The sequence below is a fragment of the Streptomyces sp. NPDC002870 genome, from assembly GCF_042888505.1.
Taxonomy (GTDB): domain Bacteria; phylum Actinomycetota; class Actinomycetes; order Streptomycetales; family Streptomycetaceae; genus Streptomyces.
In genome coordinates, this window is the sequence record NZ_JBIAPW010000003.1 from 145105 (window position 1) to 166147 (window position 21043).

Annotated in this window: 17 protein-coding genes; 6 read left to right on the forward strand and 11 right to left on the reverse strand. The window is 67.3% G+C overall.

All coding sequences use genetic code 11. The features are described 5' to 3' along the window. Positions 1 to 229: 229 nt before the first annotated feature. The 3 genes from ACFYWY_RS05245 (at position 230) to ACFYWY_RS05255 (ending at position 3324) form a co-directional block, all read left to right on the forward strand. On the forward strand, positions 230 to 1306 hold the full coding sequence (locus tag ACFYWY_RS05245; protein ID WP_389179959.1) for a ParA family protein: 1077 nt from the start codon (positions 230 to 232) through the stop codon (positions 1304 to 1306). Next, entirely contained in the window at positions 1303 to 2400 is a 1098-nt protein-coding gene (locus tag ACFYWY_RS05250; protein WP_389179962.1) for a ParB/RepB/Spo0J family partition protein, read from the forward strand. The genes ACFYWY_RS05245 and ACFYWY_RS05250 overlap by 4 nt, the downstream gene beginning before the upstream one ends. Positions 2401 to 2706: 306 nt before the next feature. Beyond that, positions 2707 to 3324, forward strand: coding sequence for a GNAT family N-acetyltransferase (locus ACFYWY_RS05255; RefSeq protein ID WP_389179965.1), 618 nt, complete (start codon positions 2707 to 2709; stop codon positions 3322 to 3324). 82 nt (positions 3325 to 3406) lie between these two features. Here the strand turns inward: ACFYWY_RS05255 and trxA are convergent, their stop codons facing one another. The 7 genes from trxA to ACFYWY_RS05290 form a co-directional block, all read right to left on the reverse strand. Continuing rightward, positions 3407 to 3739: a thioredoxin gene (trxA, locus tag ACFYWY_RS05260; protein ID WP_307662338.1), complete on the reverse strand. Its 333-nt coding sequence runs from the start codon at positions 3737 to 3739 to the stop codon at positions 3407 to 3409. Positions 3740 to 3788: 49 nt separating this feature from the next. After that, positions 3789 to 4763, reverse strand: a complete 975-nt coding sequence (gene trxB / locus ACFYWY_RS05265) for a thioredoxin-disulfide reductase (RefSeq protein WP_389179970.1) — start codon at positions 4761 to 4763, stop codon at positions 3789 to 3791. Positions 4764 to 4890: 127 nt separating this feature from the next. Next, a complete protein-coding gene (locus ACFYWY_RS05270; protein ID WP_389179973.1) occupies positions 4891 to 5796 on the reverse strand; it encodes a hypothetical protein in 906 nt (301 codons plus the stop codon). Continuing rightward, a complete protein-coding gene (gene sigM / locus ACFYWY_RS05275; RefSeq protein WP_389179976.1) occupies positions 5793 to 6494 on the reverse strand; it encodes an RNA polymerase sigma factor SigM in 702 nt (233 codons plus the stop codon). Before sigM ends, ACFYWY_RS05270 begins: the two co-directional genes overlap by 4 nt. Positions 6495 to 6519: 25 nt before the next feature. Further along, entirely contained in the window at positions 6520 to 8214 is a 1695-nt protein-coding gene (locus ACFYWY_RS05280; protein ID WP_389179979.1) for a protein kinase family protein, read from the reverse strand. 120 nt (positions 8215 to 8334) lie between these two features. Further along, positions 8335 to 10518 carry a murein biosynthesis integral membrane protein MurJ gene (murJ, locus tag ACFYWY_RS05285; RefSeq protein ID WP_389179981.1) on the reverse strand — a complete coding sequence of 728 codons (2184 nt, stop codon included), beginning with the start codon at positions 10516 to 10518 and terminating at the stop codon, positions 8335 to 8337. Positions 10519 to 10563: 45 nt separating this feature from the next. Continuing rightward, on the reverse strand, positions 10564 to 12924 hold the full coding sequence (locus tag ACFYWY_RS05290) for a DUF6049 family protein (RefSeq protein ID WP_389180674.1): 2361 nt from the start codon (positions 12922 to 12924) through the stop codon (positions 10564 to 10566). A 167-nt stretch (positions 12925 to 13091) separates the two neighbouring features. Here ACFYWY_RS05290 and ACFYWY_RS05295 point away from each other — a divergent pair, with 167 nt between their 5' ends. Beyond that, positions 13092 to 14534, forward strand: coding sequence for a CCA tRNA nucleotidyltransferase (locus ACFYWY_RS05295; protein ID WP_389179984.1), 1443 nt, complete (start codon positions 13092 to 13094; stop codon positions 14532 to 14534). Positions 14535 to 14660: 126 nt separating this feature from the next. On the opposite strand, the gene ACFYWY_RS05300 is transcribed toward ACFYWY_RS05295, so the two are convergent. From ACFYWY_RS05300 to ACFYWY_RS05310, 3 genes are all read right to left on the reverse strand, one after another. Beyond that, positions 14661 to 15929, reverse strand: a complete 1269-nt coding sequence (locus tag ACFYWY_RS05300) for an MFS transporter (RefSeq protein WP_389179987.1) — start codon at positions 15927 to 15929, stop codon at positions 14661 to 14663. A 76-nt stretch (positions 15930 to 16005) separates the two neighbouring features. Next, on the reverse strand, positions 16006 to 17088 hold the full coding sequence (locus tag ACFYWY_RS05305) for an inositol-3-phosphate synthase (RefSeq protein WP_389179990.1): 1083 nt from the start codon (positions 17086 to 17088) through the stop codon (positions 16006 to 16008). 59 nt (positions 17089 to 17147) lie between these two features. Continuing rightward, positions 17148 to 17864 carry a helix-turn-helix transcriptional regulator gene (locus ACFYWY_RS05310; protein ID WP_389179993.1) on the reverse strand — a complete coding sequence of 239 codons (717 nt, stop codon included), beginning with the start codon at positions 17862 to 17864 and terminating at the stop codon, positions 17148 to 17150. Positions 17865 to 18066: 202 nt separating this feature from the next. On the opposite strand from ACFYWY_RS05310, the gene ACFYWY_RS05315 reads away from it, so the two are divergent. After that, positions 18067 to 18216, forward strand: a complete 150-nt coding sequence (locus tag ACFYWY_RS05315) for a hypothetical protein (RefSeq protein WP_389179996.1) — start codon at positions 18067 to 18069, stop codon at positions 18214 to 18216. Between the two features lie 121 nt (positions 18217 to 18337). Here the strand turns inward: ACFYWY_RS05315 and ACFYWY_RS05320 are convergent, their stop codons facing one another. Beyond that, on the reverse strand, positions 18338 to 18529 hold the full coding sequence (locus tag ACFYWY_RS05320; protein ID WP_389179999.1) for a hypothetical protein: 192 nt from the start codon (positions 18527 to 18529) through the stop codon (positions 18338 to 18340). 24 nt (positions 18530 to 18553) lie between these two features. Here ACFYWY_RS05320 and ACFYWY_RS05325 point away from each other — a divergent pair, with 24 nt between their 5' ends. After that, positions 18554 to 20935, forward strand: coding sequence for a transglycosylase domain-containing protein (locus ACFYWY_RS05325; RefSeq protein ID WP_389180002.1), 2382 nt, complete (start codon positions 18554 to 18556; stop codon positions 20933 to 20935). The last annotated feature ends 108 nt before the right edge of the window (positions 20936 to 21043 follow it).

Here is a 21043-nt window from a genome sequence, read left to right on the forward strand (position 1 = left end):
TACAAGCTGCCATACGTACGCATTTCGGAGTGTCGTGCGCCCGTAGTCCGGCGTCGCGTGCATCGTGTTTCACGTGAAACGTCGCTCACTGCTGCAGGGAATCATCAGCCGCGGCCGTGCTGCCGCCCCGATGCGGGACCGCAAGCCCTTCTCGAGGGTTACGGAATTGTCCACAGAGGTGGATTCATCCACAGAACCACCGGCCTCGCTGGTTCACGACCCCGAAAGCATGGCAGGCTCTGCTTATTGCGAGCCTGAAGTCGAGGAGAGTGAATCCTTGCGGTCCGACGCCAACATCGCGGGACCGATGACCGATCCGGTCCCCGGTCCCCGTACCGAGTCACCGGGGGACGATGTTTCACGTGAAACACCGCCCCCGATGGACGACACCCCCATTGGTCGAGCTGCCCAGCTGGCCGTGGAGGCGCTGGGGCGTGCCGGTGAGGGTCTGCCCCGACCTGAGCAGACGCGCATCATGGTTGTCGCCAACCAGAAGGGCGGCGTAGGGAAGACCACCACCACGGTCAACCTCGCCGCCTCGCTCGCGCTGCACGGCGCGCGCGTCCTGGTGGTCGACCTGGATCCACAGGGCAACGCCTCCACGGCGCTGGGGATCGATCACCACGCCGAAGTCCCCTCGATCTATGACGTCCTGGTGGAGAGCAGACCGCTCTCCGATGTGGTCCAGCCGGTCCCGGACGTCGAAGGCCTCTTCTGCGCCCCCGCCACCATCGATCTCGCCGGTGCGGAGATCGAACTGGTGTCGCTGGTGGCGCGGGAGAGCCGACTGCAGCGAGCCATCCAGGCTTATGAGCAGCCGCTGGACTACATCCTCATCGACTGCCCGCCATCCCTCGGTCTGCTGACCGTCAATGCGCTGGTCGCCGGTGCGGAGGTGCTGATCCCCATCCAGTGCGAGTACTACGCGCTGGAGGGCTTGGGGCAGCTGCTCAGGAACGTGGACCTGGTGCGCGGGCATCTCAACCCGACGCTGCATGTCTCGACGATTCTGCTCACCATGTACGACGGCAGAACTCGCCTTGCCTCGCAGGTGGCTGATGAGGTGCGCAGCCACTTCGGTGAAGAGGTGCTGCGGACGAGCATCCCTCGGTCGGTGCGTATTTCCGAGGCCCCTAGTTACGGACAGACGGTGCTGACCTACGATCCGGGTTCCAGCGGCTCCCTGTCGTATCTTGAGGCGGCTCGTGAGATCGCGCTGCGTGGGGTCGGGATTCACTACGACCCGCAGCATGCCCATGCGGGCAGTCAGAACAGCCAGCAGAACATGTCGGAGGGGATGCAGTGAGCGAGCGACGTAGAGGATTGGGGCGTGGGCTCGGTGCGCTGATCCCGGCCGCTCCCCAGGAGAAGCAGGTGCCTCCTTCCGGGGCTTCGAGCTCTCCGGGAGCGACTCCGGTGCTGACCGCGGAACGAGGTGTGGCAGCAGCCAAGGTGACGACGCTACCGGCGGCTGCCACCGCTCCCGAGGCGATCACCCCGGTGCCGGAGCCTGAGGCGGCAGCGCACCCCGCTGAGCCGGCCAGCGCGCACTTCGCCGAGCTGCCGCTCGACGCCATCACGCCCAATCCGCGCCAGCCGCGTGAGGTCTTCGACGAGGACGCCCTTGCGGAGCTGGTCACGTCCATCAAGGAAGTGGGGCTTCTCCAGCCCGTCGTCGTTAGGCAGTTGGGGCCCGAGCGGTACGAGCTCATCATGGGCGAGCGCCGCTGGAGGGCCTGCCGTGAGGCCGCTCTGGAGCGCATTCCGGCCATCGTCCGGCACACGGATGACGACAAGCTCCTGCTGGACGCGTTGCTGGAGAACCTGCACCGCGCACAGCTGAACCCGCTGGAAGAGGCTGCCGCCTACGACCAGCTGCTCAAGGACTTCAACTGCACGCACGACCAGCTGGCCGACCGGATTGGACGTTCGCGTCCGCAGGTGTCCAACACTCTGCGTCTGCTGCGCCTGTCGCCTCCCGTCCAGCGCAGGGTCGCCGCCGGTGTGCTGTCGGCAGGTCATGCACGGGCCCTGCTCTCGGTGGAGGACTCCGAGGAACAGGACCGGCTCGCCCACCGCATCGTGGCCGAGGGGCTCTCGGTGCGGGCGGTCGAAGAGATCGTGACACTGATCAATTCGAGTTCCAAGAGCACGGCCAAGCCGAAGAGCCCTCGGGCCGGAGCGCGGCTGTCGCCGGCGCTTACGGACCTCGCCTCTCGGCTCTCGGACCGCTTCGAGACCCGGGTAAAGGTCGACCTCGGCCAGAGGAAGGGAAAGATCGTCGTTGAGTTCGCTTCGATAGACGATCTGGAGCGCATCCTCGGCACCCTCGCCCCCGGGGAGGGACGGGTCCTGGAGAAGGGACTCGCCGAGGAGCCCGAGGAGGACGACGAGGGCTGAGGCCCCCGCAGTGTCGTAAAGGGCGGGCCGTCTCCGGTTGGTTGACCGGACACGACCCGCCCTTTGGCGTAGGACGGTATCCGTGCCGGGGCTGGGTGGATACGATGCGTTCTGGTATAGCGCATCCGCCTTGATCCACCTCAAAGGGAAGGCGAGGGCAGTGCGAACTGTGAGCCGCAGCCAACTGGTGACGGCAGGCCTGGGCCTTGGGGCAGTCGGAGGTTTCATCAGCAGTCTGCTCCAGGAGCGGAGCGCCCTGGCAGCCGCTCGTAGCGCGGCAGGTGAGGGAAGCGAGGAACAGCCTTCATGGGACGTCGGCTTGTACCGCTCACGTTGGACAACCTTTCGGACCTTCCCAAGCGTTGTCGTGCGTGCGTCTTCTGGGAGCTTGATCCGGTCAGCGGCGAAGCCGCGGTAGAGGCGGGCACGCCTGATCTGGAGAAGGAAGCCTGGATCTCTGCCGTGCTCCTGGAGTGGGGCTCTTGCGGCCGGGTTGTCTACGTCGACGAGGTACCGGTCGGATTCGTTCTGTACGCGCCTCCGGCCTATGTGCCGCGCTCCATGGCCTTCCCGACGAGCCCTGTATCACCGGACGCCGTCCAGCTGATGACTGCCTGGATCAGTCCGGGCTACCAGGGACAGGGGCTCGGCCGGGTCATCGTGCAGACGGTGGCCAAGGATCTGCTGCGGCGAGGCTTCCGCGCGATCGAGGCATTCGGCGATGCCCGCTGGAAAGAGCCGGCCTGCGTGCTGCCCGCCGATCATCTGCTTGCCGTGGGCTTCAAGACGGTCCGTCCGCACCCGACGTATCCCCGACTGAGGCTGGAGCTGCGGACCACCCTCTCCTGGAAGGAAGACGTGGAGCTGGCTCTGGACCGGCTGCTGGGCGCTGTGCAGAAGGAGCCGGTGCTGCGGCCGCTGTGATCCCGAACGCGAGAATGGGCTCATCCCCCGAGGGATGAGCCCATTCGTGTTTCACGTGAAACAACGGAGCCGAGTGCTCGGACTACTCGCCGATGAAGCCCTCAAGGTCGCGGACGATCGCGGCCTTCGGCTTGGCACCGACGATCGTCTTGGCGACCTCGCCGTTGTGGTAGACGTTCAGCGTCGGGATGGACATGACGCCGTACTTGGCCGCGGTGGCCGGGTTCTCGTCGATATTGAGCTTGACGATCTCGATCTTGTCGCCATGCTCGGCCGCAATGGCCTCGAGGGACGGCGCGATCTGGCGGCAGGGACCGCACCAGGCGGCCCAGAAGTCCACCAGCACGGGCTTGTCGCTCTTGAGGACATCTTCTTCGAAGGTGTCGTCTGTCACGTTCTTCAGGGCGCCGGCCACGGCGGCCTCCTTAACTTCTTTGCGGGGTGGGAGGGGATGGTTCAGGGGGTCAGACCGCGGGGGACTTCTCCGGCTCGGCAGTCTTCTCGCTGTCGGCGAGCGCGGCGAGGTAGCGCTCGGCATCCAGGGCGGCGGAGCAGCCGGTGCCGGCGGCGGTGATGGCCTGCCGGTACGTGTGGTCGACGACGTCACCCGCTGCGAAGACCCCCGTCAGGTTGGTGCGCGTCGACGGCGCATCGACCTTCAGATAGCCCTCGTCGTCCAGGTCGAGCTGGCCCTTGAAGAGCTCGGTGCGCGGGTCGTGGCCGACGGCGATGAACAGCCCGGTGACCGGGAGCTCCGAGGTCTCGCTGCTCTTGGTGTTGCGCAGAGTCAGACCGGTGAGCTTCTGCTCGCCTTGGATCTCGGCGACCTCGCTGTGCCATGCGAAGGAGATCTTCGGGTCGGCGAAGGCGCGGTCCTGCATGGCCTTGGACGCACGAAGGGTGTCGCGGCGGTGGACGATGGTGACGGACTTGGCGAAGCGGGAGAGGAAAGTCGCTTCCTCCATCGCGGTGTCGCCACCGCCGATCACGGCGATGTCCTGGTCCTTGAAGAAGAAGCCGTCGCAGGTGGCGCACCAGGAGACGCCGCGTCCGGAGAGCGCGTCCTCGTTGGGCAGGCCGAGCTTGCGGTGCTGGGAGCCGGTGGTGACGATGACGGCCTTGGCCCGGTGGACGGTACCCGCGGTGTCGGTGACGGTCTTGATCTCGCCGGTGAGGTCGACGGAGACGACATCGTCCGGAACGAGTTCGGCCCCGAAGCGCTCGGCCTGGGCGCGCATGTTGTCCATCAGATCCGGACCCATGATGCCGTCGCGGAAGCCGGGGAAGTTCTCCACCTCGGTCGTGTTCATCAGCGCACCGCCGGCGGTGACTGCACCCTCGAAGACCAGCGGCTGCAACGAAGCGCGCGCGGTGTACAGCGCCGCCGTGTAGCCGGCCGGCCCGGAGCCGATGATGATCACGTTACGGACGTCGCTCACGGGTTTCTTCCTCGTCTCTGCGGACTGCCTGCTGCCTACGGGGGGCCGGGTCAATGACTCCCACCCCACCCAACGGATCCTACGGGGCTTGCATTCCCTGGACGTCCGAGCGGCGCAGCGGGGTGACTCAGCGGCGAGGGTAGGAGTTCGTCAGCAGCAGCTTGCCGGTGGGCGCGGGCGTGGTCCCGATGCAGGCCGCATCGATCACATACGCCTGGACCTGCCCGCTGTCCGTGGAATGCGGCAGCACAACAAGGAAGGCATTGGTGCCCTCGTACTGGCCCCGCTCCGCGGCGATCGCAGCATCGGTCCTGCCGGTGCCCTTCTGGATACAGGGCGGTACGGCGATGTCCGGTGTGCGCTTCGGAGAATTGGTGTTGGAGTGGCTGTCGATGGACGGCCCCTTCTCCATCCGTGGCTCTGCTTGGGTGGGGCTCGTGGTGATCAGCGCCTGTACGCGATCCTCAAGGCCTGCCGCAGAGAATTCGTGGGCGTCGCCAGCCGCGGAGCTGACGTTCGCATCTTTCTGGGCGGAGCTGTTGCTCGCGGACTGGAACGACTGCAGGAGCAGGACGCTCATGCTGACCGCCGCCGCCCCGAGGACGGCACCCAGGACAGCCTTGCGTCGCCGCCGGGTCTGGCGCCCGCGGCCGGGACCGGTGGCAGCACGCGCGTGCCCCGCCGGCCGGTCGGCCGGAGCGGACTCGGCCAGCTGTGCGGCGGGCACTTCAGCGGGCTCCGTTTCACGTGAAACATCCGCGGTCCGTTCGGGAGCGGTGGAGTCCAGCAGAGCCTCGGCGGCCAGCGCGGCATCGATGCGGCCGACGACATCGGCGGGCATTCGGTGTGCACCGGGGAGCGTGCCGAGGAGCCCACGGATCTCCTCGAGGGACGCGCGTACATCGGCGCACAGTGAACAGCCGTCCAGATGCAGTCGCACATCGGTCGTACGGGACGGAGAAAGCAGCCCCTCGGTGAGGTCGGCGATTTCCGAGACGTCCGGGTGCTCAGTCGTGTCGGCCGTGGATGTCACGCGCGCCCACCTCCCTTCACAGCTGCAGGATCACTTGGCCCTGCGTCCCTTTGTCCCGACGCCGGTGGGACGGATGCCCCCGGCGTCCGGTTCCTTCCCATGCTGAGCTCGGTGCTATCCCCGGCATCACCGCGCAGATGAGTGAGCATCGGCAACAGTCGTGCCCGACCACGCGCACAGCGGCTCTTTACGGTCCCGACCGGCACATCGAGAACGCTGGCCGCCTCCGCCACCGGGTAGCCCTGCATATCCACCAGAACCAGCGCTGCCCGTTGGTCGAGGGGGAGTTTTGCCAGCGCGGCCAGGAGCTCACGGTGGAGATCCTGACGCTCTGCCGGAGCCTCTGCGGATTCATGAGGCTCGAGGAGCTGCTCCAGGCGCTCGGTGTCGTCGACGGGGGAGGTCTTGCGCGAGGCCGCCTTGCGGGCCCTATCCAGACAGGCATTGACCGTGATGCGGTGGAGCCAGGTGGTGACGGCGGACTGGCCGCGGAATGTGTGGGCGGCCCGGAAGGCGGAAACCAGGGCGTCCTGGACCGCGTCCGCGGCCTCCTCGCGGTCCCCCAGGGTGCGCAGGGCGACGGCCCAGAGCCTGTCGCGGTGGCGCCGTACAAGCTCACCGAAGGCATCCGGGTCCCCCGCGACGTGGCGGGCCAGAAGGTCCTGGTCGTTCGTGTCGCCGAGTGTCGCGTCGTCCAACGGTGAGCCCCCTCCCCTGATGCCGTCAGCTGGTGATCTTGATCTCCGAGACCTTGCCCCGGAAGTTGCCCTCGTCGGTCTGCGGCAGCTCGGTCAGCCAGACCAGAACGTACCGTGCCTGCACCGGCTTGCCGGGCTTGAGGGACACATTCGAACCGGATCCGTCGGAGACCTTGGTGAAACCGTCGAGGGTCGTCGGCTCGGACGAGGCATCCTCGGGCGCGGTCCGCAGTTCCACAGACGTCTCGCCACCGAGGAAGGACACGTCCACGGTGCCGACCTGCTGGACCTTGCCGAGGTCCAGCACGATGCCAACGCCCGCCTTCAAACGGCCGAAGTCCGCGCTGAGGTAGCCATCGGTGTTCCAGTAGGTGGCCGGGTCGCCGTCGTAGCTGTTCTTTATCCCGGGAGGTTTCTCGGAGCCGTCGCCGAGCGGGTCGAAGTCATGGGCGTCGGTGATGGCGACCGGCTTGCCGGTCTCGACCCCGCTGTTCTTCTCGCCGCTGTCCGTCTGCGAGGTGCCCGGATCGACCGGGTCCTTGTCGCGGTCGATCAGCTTGTCGGCGACCTGCCAGCTGCCGAGTCCCAGCGCGGCGATGAGCAGAGCAGCCACGGTCCACTTGAGAGCCTTGCCCGTACGGCTCTGGAGCGGCGCGGGCAGGCTGGGCACCGGCTGGGGGGTGGCGTTAGGACGGGCGGCAGGACGGCCGTACGTGCCCTGCTGGTAGGTGGTCCGCTGGTATTCGGGCGGTGAGGTGAACGCAGGCTCCGGCGGCCGGATGCGGGGCATCGCAGCGACGGCCTTCGCGAGTTCGTCGGGCGTGGTGCACGGCGGCTCCTGGCGGGATGCCGTGGCGCCGTCGTTGACCAGAGCGCGCATGGCGAGCTCCGAGAGCCCGCGGTGGACACCGGCCCGCACTTGGTCGGGGGCGATGAGTCCGACGCCCTTGGGCAGTCCGGACAGGCCGTATGCGTCGTTCTCGTACGGCCAGCGCTGAGTCAGCGCGGCGTACAGCAGGGCGCCGATCGCCTCGGTGTCGGCACGCTGCGGACCATCGGCGGTGATCCCGCGCAAGGCGGCATTCACCGCGAGACCGCGGATCCGGTACTGCCCGGTCGAGGTTCGCAGCACCGCGCCGGGCGTCAGCCTGAGATGGGCCAGCCCCTCACGGTGCGCCGCGGCCATTGCCTGGGAGAGCTGGTCGACGAGCTGGTACGCGTCGTGCGGCTCCATGGGGCTCATGGCGAGCAGCGCGGTGAGCTCCGTCGCGTCCGGAAGCCACTCGTGGACGACATAGACGAGGTCGTTCTCCTCGACGGCGTCGAGGACCTGTACGAAGCGCGGGTCACCGAGAAGCGCCGAGGAGCGGGCCGCCGCGAGTACGGACCGGGCCCGCGGATGGTCGGCAGGGAGTAGATGGACGCCGACAGCGCGCCGCAATTTCTCGTCGACTGCGCGCCAGCTGCTGAAACCGTCCAGACGGGTGACGCACTCCTCGAGTCGGTAGCGTCTGGCGAGTTTGTGACCACTGTGCAGTTCGGGCGTGGCGATGGCGGGATCGGTCCCCTGTCCTTCGCTGCCCTTGTCCGGTGCGGTCTTCTCCGCCGTGTCCTGGGATTCCGCCGCCCCGTCGGTCGTGGCCTTGCCCGCCTGGGCGGTCAGCGGATCGTCTCCGCTGTTGTCGGCCACGTCGACGGCAGCCGTGCTACGTTCCGCCACCGTCGCTCCTGCCTCCCCTATCCGTTGCGCATATTCAACAGCCATGCCAATTGTGCCCACAGTCCGCCGCTATGCACGACACACGGCGGCCGACGATGGTTGTGCGGGACTGCGCGCCCGCTAGCGGCCGAGGCGGCCTCGCACCATGCCGACCATGGCGTTGAGCTCCTCGATACGCATCCGCTTCGCTGCGACGAAGAAGATGCCCAGCAGCACGATCCCGCCGCCGGCGAGAGCGGCCAACGACCCGAGGGCGCCGCTCCCGAGTGCCCTGACGATGAAGAAGGCGACCGTGCCGGCGGCGGCCGCGGCGGGGACAGAGGCCATGCTGAGACGCGCATACGTACGCATGACGTGGGCGCCGTCCAGATCGCCGCCGAGGCGGTTCTTGAGCCGCCGCCAGGCGACGCCGACGCCGACGGCGTAAGCGAGACCGTAGGAGGCTGCCATCCCGACGACTGCCCAGCGCGCGGGCAGCACGACATAGCAGGCGGCGGAGGCGGCGGCGTTGACCGCGGCGACGATGACGGTGTTGTAGAAGGGCGTCCTGGTGTCCTCGTACGCGTAGAAGCCGCGGAGCACGACGTACTGCACGGAGTACGGGATGAGGCCCAGGCCGAAGGCCATCAGGATGAAGCCCATGCTGCGGGCGGCCTCCTGGCCGCTGGAGGCGAACAGCAGGCTGGACATCGGGACGCCGAGAGCCAGGAACGCGAAGGCCACCGGAACGATCGCGACTGCGGAGTTGCGCAGCCCCTGGGAGATGTCGTCGCGCACCGCGCCCGGATCGTCGTCATGGGCGGCACGGGAAATCCGCGGCAGCAGGGCGGCCATGACCGAAACGGTGATGATCGCCTGCGGCATGCCCCAGATCAGCTGGGCGTTGGTGTACGCGATGAAGCCCGCGCCGTCCCTGCCGGACGCCTCACCGGCGGCGGTGGCGAGCTGGGTGACGACCAGCACGCCCGCCTGGTTGGCCAGGACGAACAGCACGGTCCACTTGGCCAGCTTGACGGTCTTGCCGAGACCGTGGCCCTTCCAGTCGAACCGCGGCCGGAACCGGAAACCGGTCTCACGCAGGTACGGGATCATCGCCAGGGCCTGGACCGCGAGGCCTAGCAGAGTGCCGATTCCCAGCAGCCGCACGCCCTCCGGCGGAATCGTCTGGACGCCCATCTGCGACTCGGCGGAGGTGCCGTACACCCAGATGAACAGGCCGAACGTGGTGATCATGACGATGTTGTTGAGGACCGGGGTCCACATCATCGCGCCGAACTTCCCGCGGGCGTTGAGGATCTGTCCCATGACCACGTGCACGCCCATGAAGAAGATCGTGGGCAAGCAGTAGCGAGCGAAGGTGACGGCGACGCTGTTCGCCGCCGGATTGGAGGCGATGGTGTCCGACATGAGCTGGATCAGCAGCGGAGCCGCGAACACCGCGATGGCGACGATGGCACCGAGCGCCACCATGACGAGCGTCAGCAGCCGGTTGGCGTAGGCCTCGCCGCCGTCCTCGTCGTTTTTCATCGCCCGCACCAGCTGCGGTACGAACACGGAGTTGAGGCCGCCTCCGACAGTGAGGATGTAGATCATCGTCGGCAGGGTCAACGCGACGGTGTAGGTGTCACCGAGCAGGGCGGCGCCGAGCGCAGCGGTGATCACCAGGCTGCGTACGAAACCGGTGAGGCGGGACACCAGAGTGCCGGCTGCCATCACCGCGCTGGACCTCAGCAATCCGGAGGCCCGGCCGCCGGACTTCTTGGGGGCCGGTGCCGCCGGGATGTTTTCCGGGGCCGGGGTTGGGGGGCCGGAGGCCTGCTGGTCCCGGTAGAGGTGTGCGAACGCGTCGGGCTCAGGCTCCTGCTCGCCGGCCCGGGTGACCAGGTCGTCCACGCCCGTGAACTGGGTGGTCCTGGCGTCGTCCCCGTACGGCAGATGACGGGAGGGGCCGGCCGGTTCGGGCGCCGGGGTCTGCGCCCAGACGCGGGGGTCCGGTGCGTGCTGCGGCGTCGGGGGTTGCTGATACAGCGGCTGGGGCTCCTGGTACATGCCGGGGGGCGGTGGCGGGTGGGACGCCCGGTCGTACAGCGCCTCGGTCACGGGGTCCTGGGCGGACAGATCCTGCGCCCGGTAAGGATCACGGTCGTAGGCGTCCTGGAGGTACGGATCCTGGGCGTAAGGATCGGGCTCCGGTTGTGGCGGCGGAGGGCCCTCGCCCGGCAGCGAGGGATCCGGGGTCGGCCCAGGAGAAGGCACAGCTCCGCCCGCGCCCTGACTGCGGTCACCGTCGTACGGCGCGTTCATTGCAACCCCACCTCATCGTCCCCGGCCCACCGGCCACGACATCGCTCAACGGTCCACTTTCTCACCCGTGCCCGACGGGTCGCCGCTTCCCGGTCCGGTGTCCGGTGTCGGGTCACTCGGCTGCCCGGGATCGGGACTGCTGATGTCACCCTCTGAGCTCTCTGAACTCTGTGAGCCCTCCGGCTCTGTGCTCTCTGTGACCTCTGTGCCTTCCGGATCCTCGGCAGACACGTCTCGCGCGGCCGCGCGCTTGCGCTGGGTGTACATCCTGACGCCTGCGAGGACGAGTAGCAGCACACCGCCGGCGATGACAAGCATCACGGTGGGAGTGATCTCGGAGACCTTCACCGTGAACTTCATCGGGGCACCGTACGGCTTTCCGTCTTCGGTGAAGAGCTGGGCCGTCATCTGCACGGGGCCGTTTGCGTTGGCCGCGGCGGCGAACTTCACCGACTGGCTGTGGCCTCCCTCGACCTTGATCGGCTGCTGGGCGGTGGCCTTGTCGTGGTCGAGGTTGAGGCGGGTGGCGTTGTCCGACGTCAGCCGCAGCACCAGGCGGTCGATCCCCTGGACCAGCCTGTTCTGGACGGTGACGGGGATCGTCGCACTGCGCCCCGACAAGGTGATGGCCGACTTCTCAATCAGCTGCACCTCTTCGGTGAGGCTCTGCAGATAGGCCCGCACACCGTTGCGGTACAGCTGGGCCCCCGCCGGGTTGCCACGCCAGGAGGTGGACATCTCCCTGTCGATCGCCCTGCCGAACGGTGTCTCCACCCGGTCCTGCGCGGTGAGGATGACCTTGAAGTTGTCGAGGGTGTTCTGCGTGTTCCTGATGTCGCGGAACGCCTGGGGCGGCAACTCCTGCCTGCGTAGCTGCTGGGGATAGCGAGAGGTGCCGGGCACCTTGGTCGCGGCATTGCCGTCGGGCTTGGCGCCCGCGGCAGCGACCAGGTCGAGCGGCTGCGTCCACCGCTGGGCTTCGAGGGCCTGCAGCGCGCGTGCCATGGACTGCGCCTGGGATGCGCTCGGGATCCGCTGCGGGGCGACGACGATGCTCCGCTGGTTCGCGGGGGCCTGGAGGGTCACCGCCAGCGTCTGGGCGAGGAACTCCTGAACCGCGAGGGTGGAATTCCCGGTTTTGATCATGTCGCCCTGGAAGGCGGTGGAGAGCCGCTCGTCGGCGACCACCGCCGTTGTGCCGCCGCCGATGGGACGCGCCGCGCTGGGCGTGTACGGCAGGTCGTCCCGCAGGCTGTCGCTGCGTGCGATCACTTTGTGGGCGCCGGCCGAGGTAGCGACATCGACGATCGAGGAGTCGATGGCACCGTCAACGGGCCACGCGAAGTCGATGGACGGCTTCACATGGAGGATCGTCTCCACGGTCGTCTCGGCGACCTTGGTGGCCGGCTGCAGATGGCTGAGGGATCCGGAGATGTTCTTGCCGCGGTGCGCCAGGGACGCCAGATCAGGATCGGCGAACGGCAGCGCGACCACCTTGCGGCCCTGGACCGCGGCCTCGACGGTGCTCAGCCACCGCTTGGCGACCGCCTGGTTCTTGCCCGGGACTGTGGTGGCCCCGTTCTTCACCCGGTAGTTCCTGGTCATCGCGTCGACGCTGGCCAGTAGATCCGGGTCGACGACCCAGGTGACGGGCAGATCCCTGCCGAGGGAGACGAGCTGGTCCAGCCGTCCGCCCGGGGCGAGCTCAGTGGCCAGGGTCTCGTCCTCGAAGACCGGAGTCTGCTGCTCGTCCGATCCCGTCTCCGAGGTGAGGTGGGTCGAGGAGATCAGCGGCCAGAGATAGGTGAACTGGGTCTTCTTCTCCGCAGCCTCGGGCTGCCACGGGAGGAGGGTCCGCTCGATGCCCAGGACCTGGCTGAACGGTTGGTCCGGGGTCTGGCCCGACAGGGACACACCGAGCTGGTAGACGCCGTCTTCGTCGAGCTCGAGTTCCTCGACCGGGATGGAGAGCTTGAAATCGCGGCCGATGTTGGAGACGAGCTTGGAGATCTTGACTGTGTACTTGTCGCCGACCGGCGAGGCGTCGGTGCCCGGCGCAAAGCTGGTCCGCTGTGCGACGCGGTCGATGGCGGCCCTGCTGTCCAGCCTCGGCCCCACCCGTAGATCGATCTCGGCGTCGGTGATGGTCTGCTTGCCCTTGTTGATCACCGTGCCGGAGATCGTGAGCGTGTCGCTTTTACCAGGGGCGGTCGGCGTCAGAGTGTCGAGAGACACATCGACCGCGCTGGAGTCCGAGGCGTTGTCGGCCGCGTGCGCGGCTGGTGCGGCCGGGCCGCAAAGCAGTCCGGCCACAAGCGGGACGCCGAGGATCAGGGAGGCTGTGCGCCGCAGCCACCGGCGGGCAGGAGAAGGATTCATCTCCTGGAAGTCTGCCGACTCGGCCACGCGCTCGTCCGTCCTCGTCGTCTGCTGCTGTTGGTGGGTGTCGCTGGTTGCGTCCACGCATGGTAACGAGGTGCGCTGTGTCGAAGTGCCGCGGAGTGCCCCACATGATCGGATCGGCGTCATAAACAGGGGCGCTGCGGTCGGCGGGGCACGTACCCTTTTCTGTTGTGCCGAATGCCAATGAAGACAACCCCACTGCACTGAGCCAGGTGCAACGCCGCGCGGTGAGCGAACTGCTGCGGGTGTCCCCTGTCGCCGACGACCTTGCCCGCCGATTTCAGGAGGCCGGGTTCAGTCTTGCCCTGGTCGGCGGTTCGGTCCGGGATGCGCTCCTCGGCCGGCTCGGCAATGACCTGGACCTTACGACGGACGCTCGCCCCGACGACGTGCTGAAGATCATCCGCCCGTGGGCGGACTCGGTCTGGGAGGTCGGGATCGCCTTCGGCACGGTCGGCTGCCAGAAGCAGGGCTACCAGATCGAGGTCACGACGTACCGCTCGGAGGCGTACGACAGGACTTCACGCAAGCCCGAGGTGTCCTACGGCGACTCGATCGAGGAAGACCTCGCCCGGCGCGACTTCACCGTGAACGCGATGGCCGTGGCGCTGCCGGAGAAGGAGTTCATCGATCCGCACGGCGGTCTCGAGGACCTCGCGGCGCGAGTCCTGCGGACCCCGGGTACGCCCGAGGAGTCCTTCTCCGACGATCCGCTGCGCATGATGCGGGCCGCCCGTTTCGCTGCGCAGCTGGACTTCGAGGTAGCACCCGAGGTCGTCACCGCGATGAAGGAGATGACCGACCGGATCGACATCGTCTCCGCCGAACGGGTTCGCGATGAGTTGAACAAGCTGATCCTCTCGGCCCACCCCCGCAAGGGGCTGGCGCTGCTCGTCGACTCCGGCCTGGCCGACCATGTGGTGCCCGAGCTGCCCGCGCTGCGTCTGGAGAGTGACGAGCACCACCGCCACAAGGATGTGTACGAGCACTCCCTGACCGTCCTGGAGCAGGCGATGGATCTGGAGGAGGACGGGCCGGATCTGGTGCTGCGGCTGGCCGCTCTTCTCCATGACATCGGAAAGCCACGGACACGGCGCTTCGAGACGGACGGCCGGGTCTCCTTCCACCATCACGAGGTGGTGGGCGCGAAGATGACCAAAAAGCGGATGACCGCGCTCAAGTACTCCAATGACGTGATCAAGGACGTCTCGCGGTTGGTGGAGCTGCACTTGCGCTTCCACGGCTACGGGACCGGGGAATGGACGGACTCGGCGGTACGGCGGTATGTGCGCGATGCCGGGCCGCAGCTGGAGCGGCTGCACAAGCTGACCCGCTCGGACTGCACCACGCGGAACAAACGCAAAGCCACCGCCCTCTCCCGGGCCTATGACGGGCTCGAGGAGCGCATCGCGCAGTTGCAGGAGCAGGAGGAGCTGGACGCGATCCGGCCCGACCTGGACGGCAATCAGATCCAGGAGATCCTTGGTGTGGGCCCCGGCCCGGTGATCGGCAAGGCGTACGCCTTCCTGCTGGAGCTGCGGCTGGAGAACGGGCCGATGGAGCATGATGCGGCCGTCGCCGCCCTCAAGGAGTGGTGGGCGACACAGGGCTGAGCGGGAAACGGCTCCATGTTTCACGTGAAACATGGAGCCGGATCGATAAGCGAAGGGGCGATGTTTCACGTGAAACATCGCCCCTTCGGCGTGCTGGGCGGGGCAGGTCGGGTGTGAGGTCTCCCGCTACGGCACCGCGCCGACACGGCTCCAGCGGGCCATGGTTGCCGCGACGGCCGCGTAGATGACCGCGACCACGACCACCAGGTGGACCGAGCGGCCGTCGGGCGGCAGCATCAGCGCGGCGATGGCCGCCGCGGCCACGAAGGCGACGTTGAACAGCACGTCGTAGAGGGAGAAGATCCTGCCGCGGTAGGCGTCGTCCACCGATGTCTGCACCACTGTGTCCGTGGCGATCTTGGCGCCCTGGGTGATCAGCCCCAGGATGAACGCGGCGACCAATATCGGCACGGGCTCGAACGGCAGCCCCAGAGCCGGTTCAAGAACGGCTGCCGCCGCCGCGCACGCGACCATCCATCCGAACTGGCCGAGCCTGTCGACCGCCCACGGGGTCAGCACCGCCGCCGCGAAGTACCCCGCGCCCGAGATGGCAATGGCCAGCCCCAGCAGGGCCAGGCCGTCCGACTCCTTCTCGGACCAGGCGTACCGGCAGAGCATCAGCACCATGACCGTCAGCGCCCCGTAGCAGAAGCGCATCAGCGTCATGGCGAACATTGCGCGGGCCGCCGTCCGGCGCTCGGTCAGGTGCCGCAGTCCGCCCACCAGTCCACGCGCGGTGGAGGACAGGGCGGCGGCCAGTCGCGGCTGTACCAACTCCTTCTCGGGACCGAGCAGTTCGCGTGGCATCCGGAGCGAGGCCAGGGCCGAGCAGAGATAGAGCGCGGCGCCCAGCAGGACCACCGCGGCGTCGGAATCCGCGGACACCAGCCGTACCGCGAAGGCGAGTCCGCCGCCCGCGGTCGCGGCGAGTGTGCCGGCCGTAGGAGACAGGGAGTTGGCCATGACGAGCCGGTCGGCGTCGACCACCCTGGGCAGTGCGGCGGAGAGTCCGGCCAGTACAAAGCGGTTGACCGCTGTGACGGACAGGGCCGAGGCGTAGAAGAGCCAGTCGGGTACGGAGGCGAGGATCAGGACCGCCGTCCCGCTCGCGAGGAGCGCCCGCAGCAGATTGCCGTACAGGAAGACCTGCCTGCGCTGCCAGCGGTCCAGCAGGACGCCGGCGAAGGGGCCGATCAAGGAGTACGGCAGCAGTAGGACCGCCATGGCCGAGGCGATCGCGGTCGGCGAGGTCTGTTTCTCCGGGGAGAAGACGACGTACGTGGCGAGCGCGACCTGATAGACGCCGTCGGCGGACTGGGAGAGGAGCCGGACCGCCAGAAGCCGGCGGAAGTTCGTCAGGCGCAGGAGTACGCGCAGATCACGTACGACAGGCATGCGATCAAGCCTCACATACGAGGAGGGTCCCCTGGCGGATTACCAGGGGACCCTCCTCGGTGGAGCAGGCGAACGCTTAGTGGTCGACCTCGCCCTTGATGAACTTCTCGACGTTCTCACGGGCCTCGTCGTCGAAGTACTGAACCGGCGGGGACTTCATGAAGTACGAGGACGCGGAGAGGATCGGGCCGCCGATGCCGCGGTCCTTGGCGATCTTCGCGGCGCGCACGGCGTCGATGATGACACCCGCGGAGTTCGGGGAGTCCCAGACCTCGAGCTTGTACTCCAGGTTCAGCGGGACGTCACCGAAGGCGCGGCCTTCGAGGCGGACGTACGCCCACTTGCGGTCGTCCAGCCAGGCCACATAGTCCGACGGGCCGATGTGGACGTTGTCCTCACCGAGCTCGCGGTCACGGATCTGGGAGGTGACCGCCTGTGTCTTCGAGATCTTCTTGGACTCCAGGCGCTCACGCTCGAGCATGTTCTTGAAGTCCATGTTGCCGCCGACGTTCAGCTGCATCGTGCGGTCCAGGATGACGCCCCGGTCCTCGAAGAGCTTCGCCATCACGCGGTGCGTGATCGTGGCGCCGACCTGCGACTTGATGTCGTCGCCGACGATCGGGACACCCGCCTCGGTGAACTTGTCCGCCCACTCCTTGGTGCCGGCGATGAAGACCGGGAGAGCGTTGACGAACGCGACCTTGGCGTCGATGGCGCACTGCGCGTAGTACTTCGCAGCGTCCTCGGAACCGACGGGCAGGTAGCAGACCAGGACGTCGACCTGCTTGTCCTTGAGGGTCTGGACGATGTCGGCCGGCGCCTCGGCGGACTCTTCGATGGTCTGGCGGTAGTACTTACCCAGGCCGTCGAGGGTGTGGCCGCGCTGCACGGTGACGCCGGAGTTGGGCACGTCGCAGATCTTGATGGTGTTGTTCTCGCTGGCACCGATGGCATCCGAGAGGTCGAGGCCGACCTTCTTGGCGTCGACATCGAAGGCGGCCACGAACTCGACGTCGGAGACGTGGTAGTCGCCGAACTGGACGTGCATCAGACCCGGCACCCTGGCGGCCGGGTCGGCGTCCTTGTAGTACTCGACGCCCTGCACCAGCGAGGCGGCGCAGTTGCCCACGCCGACGATGGCTACGCGAACCGAACCCATTCCGGTTGCTCCCTGTTTGATCTCGGTATTCCGGATGAAACCCTGCGGACCGCAAGGCCTCACTTGGCGGTGTCGTCGGACGGATCCGGCGGGGTGGAGTGCCCGGGGGGTGTTCCCCCGGAAGGCTCGGCACCCCTGTGCCGGGGCAGGCCGTCCGTCTCTCCAGATGTGTTGTTCTGCTGAGCTGAGCTCTCGGGGCCGGGCTGTCGCTGATCCCGCCCCGCCCGCTCGCTCTCAATGAGCTCGTTCAGCCAGCGCACTTCGCGCTCCACGGACTCCATGCCGTGTCGCTGCAGCTCAAGCGTGTAGTCGTCGAGGCGCTCGCGAGTACGGGCCAGGGAGGCGCGCATCTTCTCCAGACGCTCCTCCAGCCGGCTGCGGCGGCCCTCCAGCACCCGCATCCGCACCTCGCGCTCCGTCTGCCCGAAGAAGGCGAAACGAGCAGCGAAGTGCTCGTCCTCCCAGGTGTCCGGGCCAGTGTGGGAGAGCAACTCCTCGAAGTGTTCCTTACCTTCCGCCGTCAATCGGTAGACGATCTTGGCGCGGCGCCCTGCGAGTGAAGCGGCGAGCGCATCCTCGGGAGCGCTACCCGGCTCCTCGATCAACCAGCCGTTGGCGACCAGCGTCTTGAGGCAGGGGTAGAGGGTCCCGTAACTGAAGGCCCGGAAGATTCCCAGCGAGGTATTGAGCCGCTTCCGCAGCTCGTACCCGTGCATCGGGGCCTCACGGAGCAGACCCAGCACGGCGAATTCGAGGATGCCGGAGCGCCTGCTCATCGTCGCCTCCCTCGCCGTCCCGGTCGCTTATGCCGTGCTGATGTATCGACTCGATACATCAGCACGATAGAACGGCGTTGCTGCTGCGACAAGAGGTGTCATGGTGAACGGCGTCACATCGTCAATTCATAGCGAGCAAGTTGCCTGATTTGGGGTGAATTTTGGCCCTAGGGGGGTTTTGACCGTGCGTAGTCTGTGCGCCATGCAGACCACCGGGAACCACGAGACGCCTGAGAGCGTCCTCGCCTGGGATGCACAGCGGATGAGCCCTTCGCAGGGCTGGTCCGTATCCATTTCGGGGGGACCGGAACTCAACTGCCGCTTCCAGGCGTCTCGCCTGCCCGAGGAGTAGTCGTTCGATGAGCGAGCACCGTCGCAAACCGCCGCAGTCGCAGGGTGGCGGGCGTGCCGCGGCCAGGCGCGCCGCCCCGCAGCCGTCCGGCCGCCGCGCAGCCCCGTCCCGGGGCACCACCTCAGGGTCTCCTGCCGTTTCGTCCGGCGAGGAGCGTTCGTACGGCGGCCGTGCCGAGGCTCGCCGCGCCGCACAGCGCAACGGCGGTGGTCGCCGGCGCGTGGACGAAGCCGCGGGCGCCGGCCACGGAGGCCGGGGAGTCGGCCGCCGCGGAGGCGGCGGCGGGGGCCATGACGGTCCCGGGCACGGTCATGGCGGGCGGCCGTCCAAGAAGCGGATGATCGACTACCCGCGCCACAACAAGTACGGATGGCGCCGGTGGGTGCCGTCCTGGAAGCTCGTCACCGGACTCTGCCTGGGCTTCATCGGCAGCCTGATGGCTGCGGCGACCATTGCGTACGCGATGGTGGAGGTCCCGGACCCGAACAAGACGGCCAAGGCGCAGAACAACGTCTACTACTGGTCGGACGGCAGCCAGATGGCTGCCACCGGTGGTGAGATCAACCGGCAGATCGTGGGCATCGAGCAGATCCCCGAAGCCATGCAGAACGCGGTGATCTCGGCGGAGAACAAGACGTTCAAGAACGACTCGGGAATCGACCCGATGGGCATCAGCCGAGCGCTGTTGAACATGGCCAAGGGCGGGCAGACCCAGGGTGGCTCCACCATCACCCAGCAGTACGTGAAGAACGCGCGGCTCGGCGACCAGTCCCAGACCCTGAGCCGTAAGTTCAAGGAGCTGTTCATCTCCATAAAGGTCGGCACCGACATGGACAAGCCGGAGATCATGGCCGGCTATCTGAACACCTCGTACTACGGACGCGGTGCCTACGGCATCCAGGCGGCAGCTCGTACGTACTACGGAGAGAACGCCAAGGACCTGGACCCCGGAGAGTGCGCATTCCTCGCCTCGGTCCTCAAGGGCGCGACCTACTTCGACCCCGCCGGCGCCGAGGACATCGACCCCGCGGCGACCCCGGCAGCCAACAAGGCTCGCGCTACCGAGCGCATGAACTGGATCCTCGACGAGATGGTCAAGGACAACCACCTCAGTGCCGCTGATCGGGCCAAGTACACCAAGCTCCCGGAGATCGACCCGCCCAAGAAGAACGCACAGCTGGGCGGGCAGGTCGGTTATCTGGTGGCCCTCGCCAAGTCGAACTTCCTCAGCAAAAACGAGAAGGGCATCAAGGCCGACGACCTCGCGCGCGGCGGCTACGAGATCCACACGACCTTCGAGAAGGACAGGGTCGAGAAGCTCGAGAGGGCGGTCAAGAAGGTCCGGGAAGCCAACATCAAGCCGGACAAGCGCCCGAAGACCGACACATTCGTCCAGTTCGGCGGTGCCTCGGTAGAACCGAAGACCGGCAAGATCGTCGCCATCTACGGTGGCGAGGACGCCACCAAGCACTTCACCAACAACGCCGACCAGACCGGTGCCCAGGTCGGATCGACCTTCAAGCCGTACGTACTGGCCGCGGCGATGAGGGACGGCGTGCGCGACCCGCGTCAGCCCGAAGATCAGGCAGACGAGTACCGCCGCAAGGTCGACCCTGACAAGAGCGTGTACAACGGCAAGAACAAGCTCAAGATCAAGAAATACGACGGCACCGTCTGGAAGAACGAGGAAGGAAAGGAATGGCTGCAGCGCAACGACGGCGATGAGTCGTACAAGAACATCAACTTGCGTGAAGCCATGATCCACTCCGCCAACTCGCCCTTCGTGCAGCTGGGCATGGACGTCGGCATTCCCAAGGTCAGGAAGGCGGCCATCGACGCAGGCCTCCTCGAGTCCTCCTTGTCGACGTCGAACGTCCCCTCCTTCTCGATCGGTATCTCGGAGCCCAGCGCGATCCGCATGGCCGGCTCCTACGCGACCTTCGCGGCCAACGGCGAGCAGATGGATCCGTTCTCCGTTACCAAGGTCGACTACGAGGGCAGCCCGGTCTACAAGCACGACGACACGCCCAAGCCGGCCTTCACCAGTGCCGTCGCGAGCAATGTGACCGATGTGCTGAGGGATGTCGTCGACGACCCCGAGGGCACCGGCAAGAACGCCCGGCTCCCGGGCCGCGAGGTCGCCGGGAAGACCGGTACCACCGACGGCAACAAGTCGGCCTGGTTCGTGGGCTACACGCCGCAGCTGTCGACCGCCATCGACATGTACCGGCTCGACGACAACGAGAAGAGCGCCAAGAAGCGCGAATTCCTCGAGATGTTCGGCACCGGTGGCCAGGACAAGATCCACGGTGCGTCGTTCCCGTCCGAGATCTGGCAGTCGTACATGTCGGAGGCGCTCAAGGGCAAGCCGAAGCTGACCTTCCCGGAACCCGAGCCTCTCGACGCCGAGGCCGTCTGGGGCGGCGGCGCCTCCAGCCCGCCCCCGTCGCCGTCCAACACGCCCTCCAGCACCCCGTCGTCGACCCCGTCGGGCACGCCGTCCACCAGCCCGTCCGGCAGCCCCGACCCAAGCCAGTCCTGCAATCCCTGGGAGGACTGGACCTGCGGCACCACGGGTGGCAATGGCGGCAATGGTGGCAATGGCGGAACCGGCGACCCGACCATCACCCCGTCGCTCAGTCCGACCACAACGCCACCGGGAACCAACGGCAACGGCGGCGGCAACGGCAACGGGGGCTTCTTCGGAGGCTCGGGGTAGCGGCAACCGGACCAGTTCCAGCAGCGCAAGGGCCGCCGCACCCGGTACGCACAGCACCTGTGCACTCCGGGGCGGCGGCCCTGGCCGTATCCCAGACGCCGTACGGCA

Bases quoted from the DNA above. Each gene is read 5' to 3' on its own strand.
- ACFYWY_RS05305 (WP_389179990.1), bottom strand. From the start codon at position 17,088: ATGGGTTCGGTTCGCGTAGCCATCGTCGGCGTGGGCAACTGCGCCGCC.
- ACFYWY_RS05255 (WP_389179965.1), top strand. From the start codon at position 2,707: ATGGGACGTCGGCTTGTACCGCTCACGTTGGACAACCTTTCGGACCTT.
- murJ (WP_389179981.1), bottom strand. From the start codon at position 10,518: ATGAACGCGCCGTACGACGGTGACCGCAGTCAGGGCGCGGGCGGAGCT.
- ACFYWY_RS05245 (WP_389179959.1), top strand. From the start codon at position 230: ATGGCAGGCTCTGCTTATTGCGAGCCTGAAGTCGAGGAGAGTGAATCC.
- ACFYWY_RS05325 (WP_389180002.1), top strand. From the start codon at position 18,554: ATGATCGACTACCCGCGCCACAACAAGTACGGATGGCGCCGGTGGGTG.
- ACFYWY_RS05300 (WP_389179987.1), bottom strand. From the start codon at position 15,929: ATGCCTGTCGTACGTGATCTGCGCGTACTCCTGCGCCTGACGAACTTC.
- ACFYWY_RS05310 (WP_389179993.1), bottom strand. From the start codon at position 17,864: ATGAGCAGGCGCTCCGGCATCCTCGAATTCGCCGTGCTGGGTCTGCTC.
- ACFYWY_RS05320 (WP_389179999.1), bottom strand. From the start codon at position 18,529: ATGACCGTGCCCGGGACCGTCATGGCCCCCGCCGCCGCCTCCGCGGCG.
- ACFYWY_RS05315 (WP_389179996.1), top strand. From the start codon at position 18,067: ATGCAGACCACCGGGAACCACGAGACGCCTGAGAGCGTCCTCGCCTGG.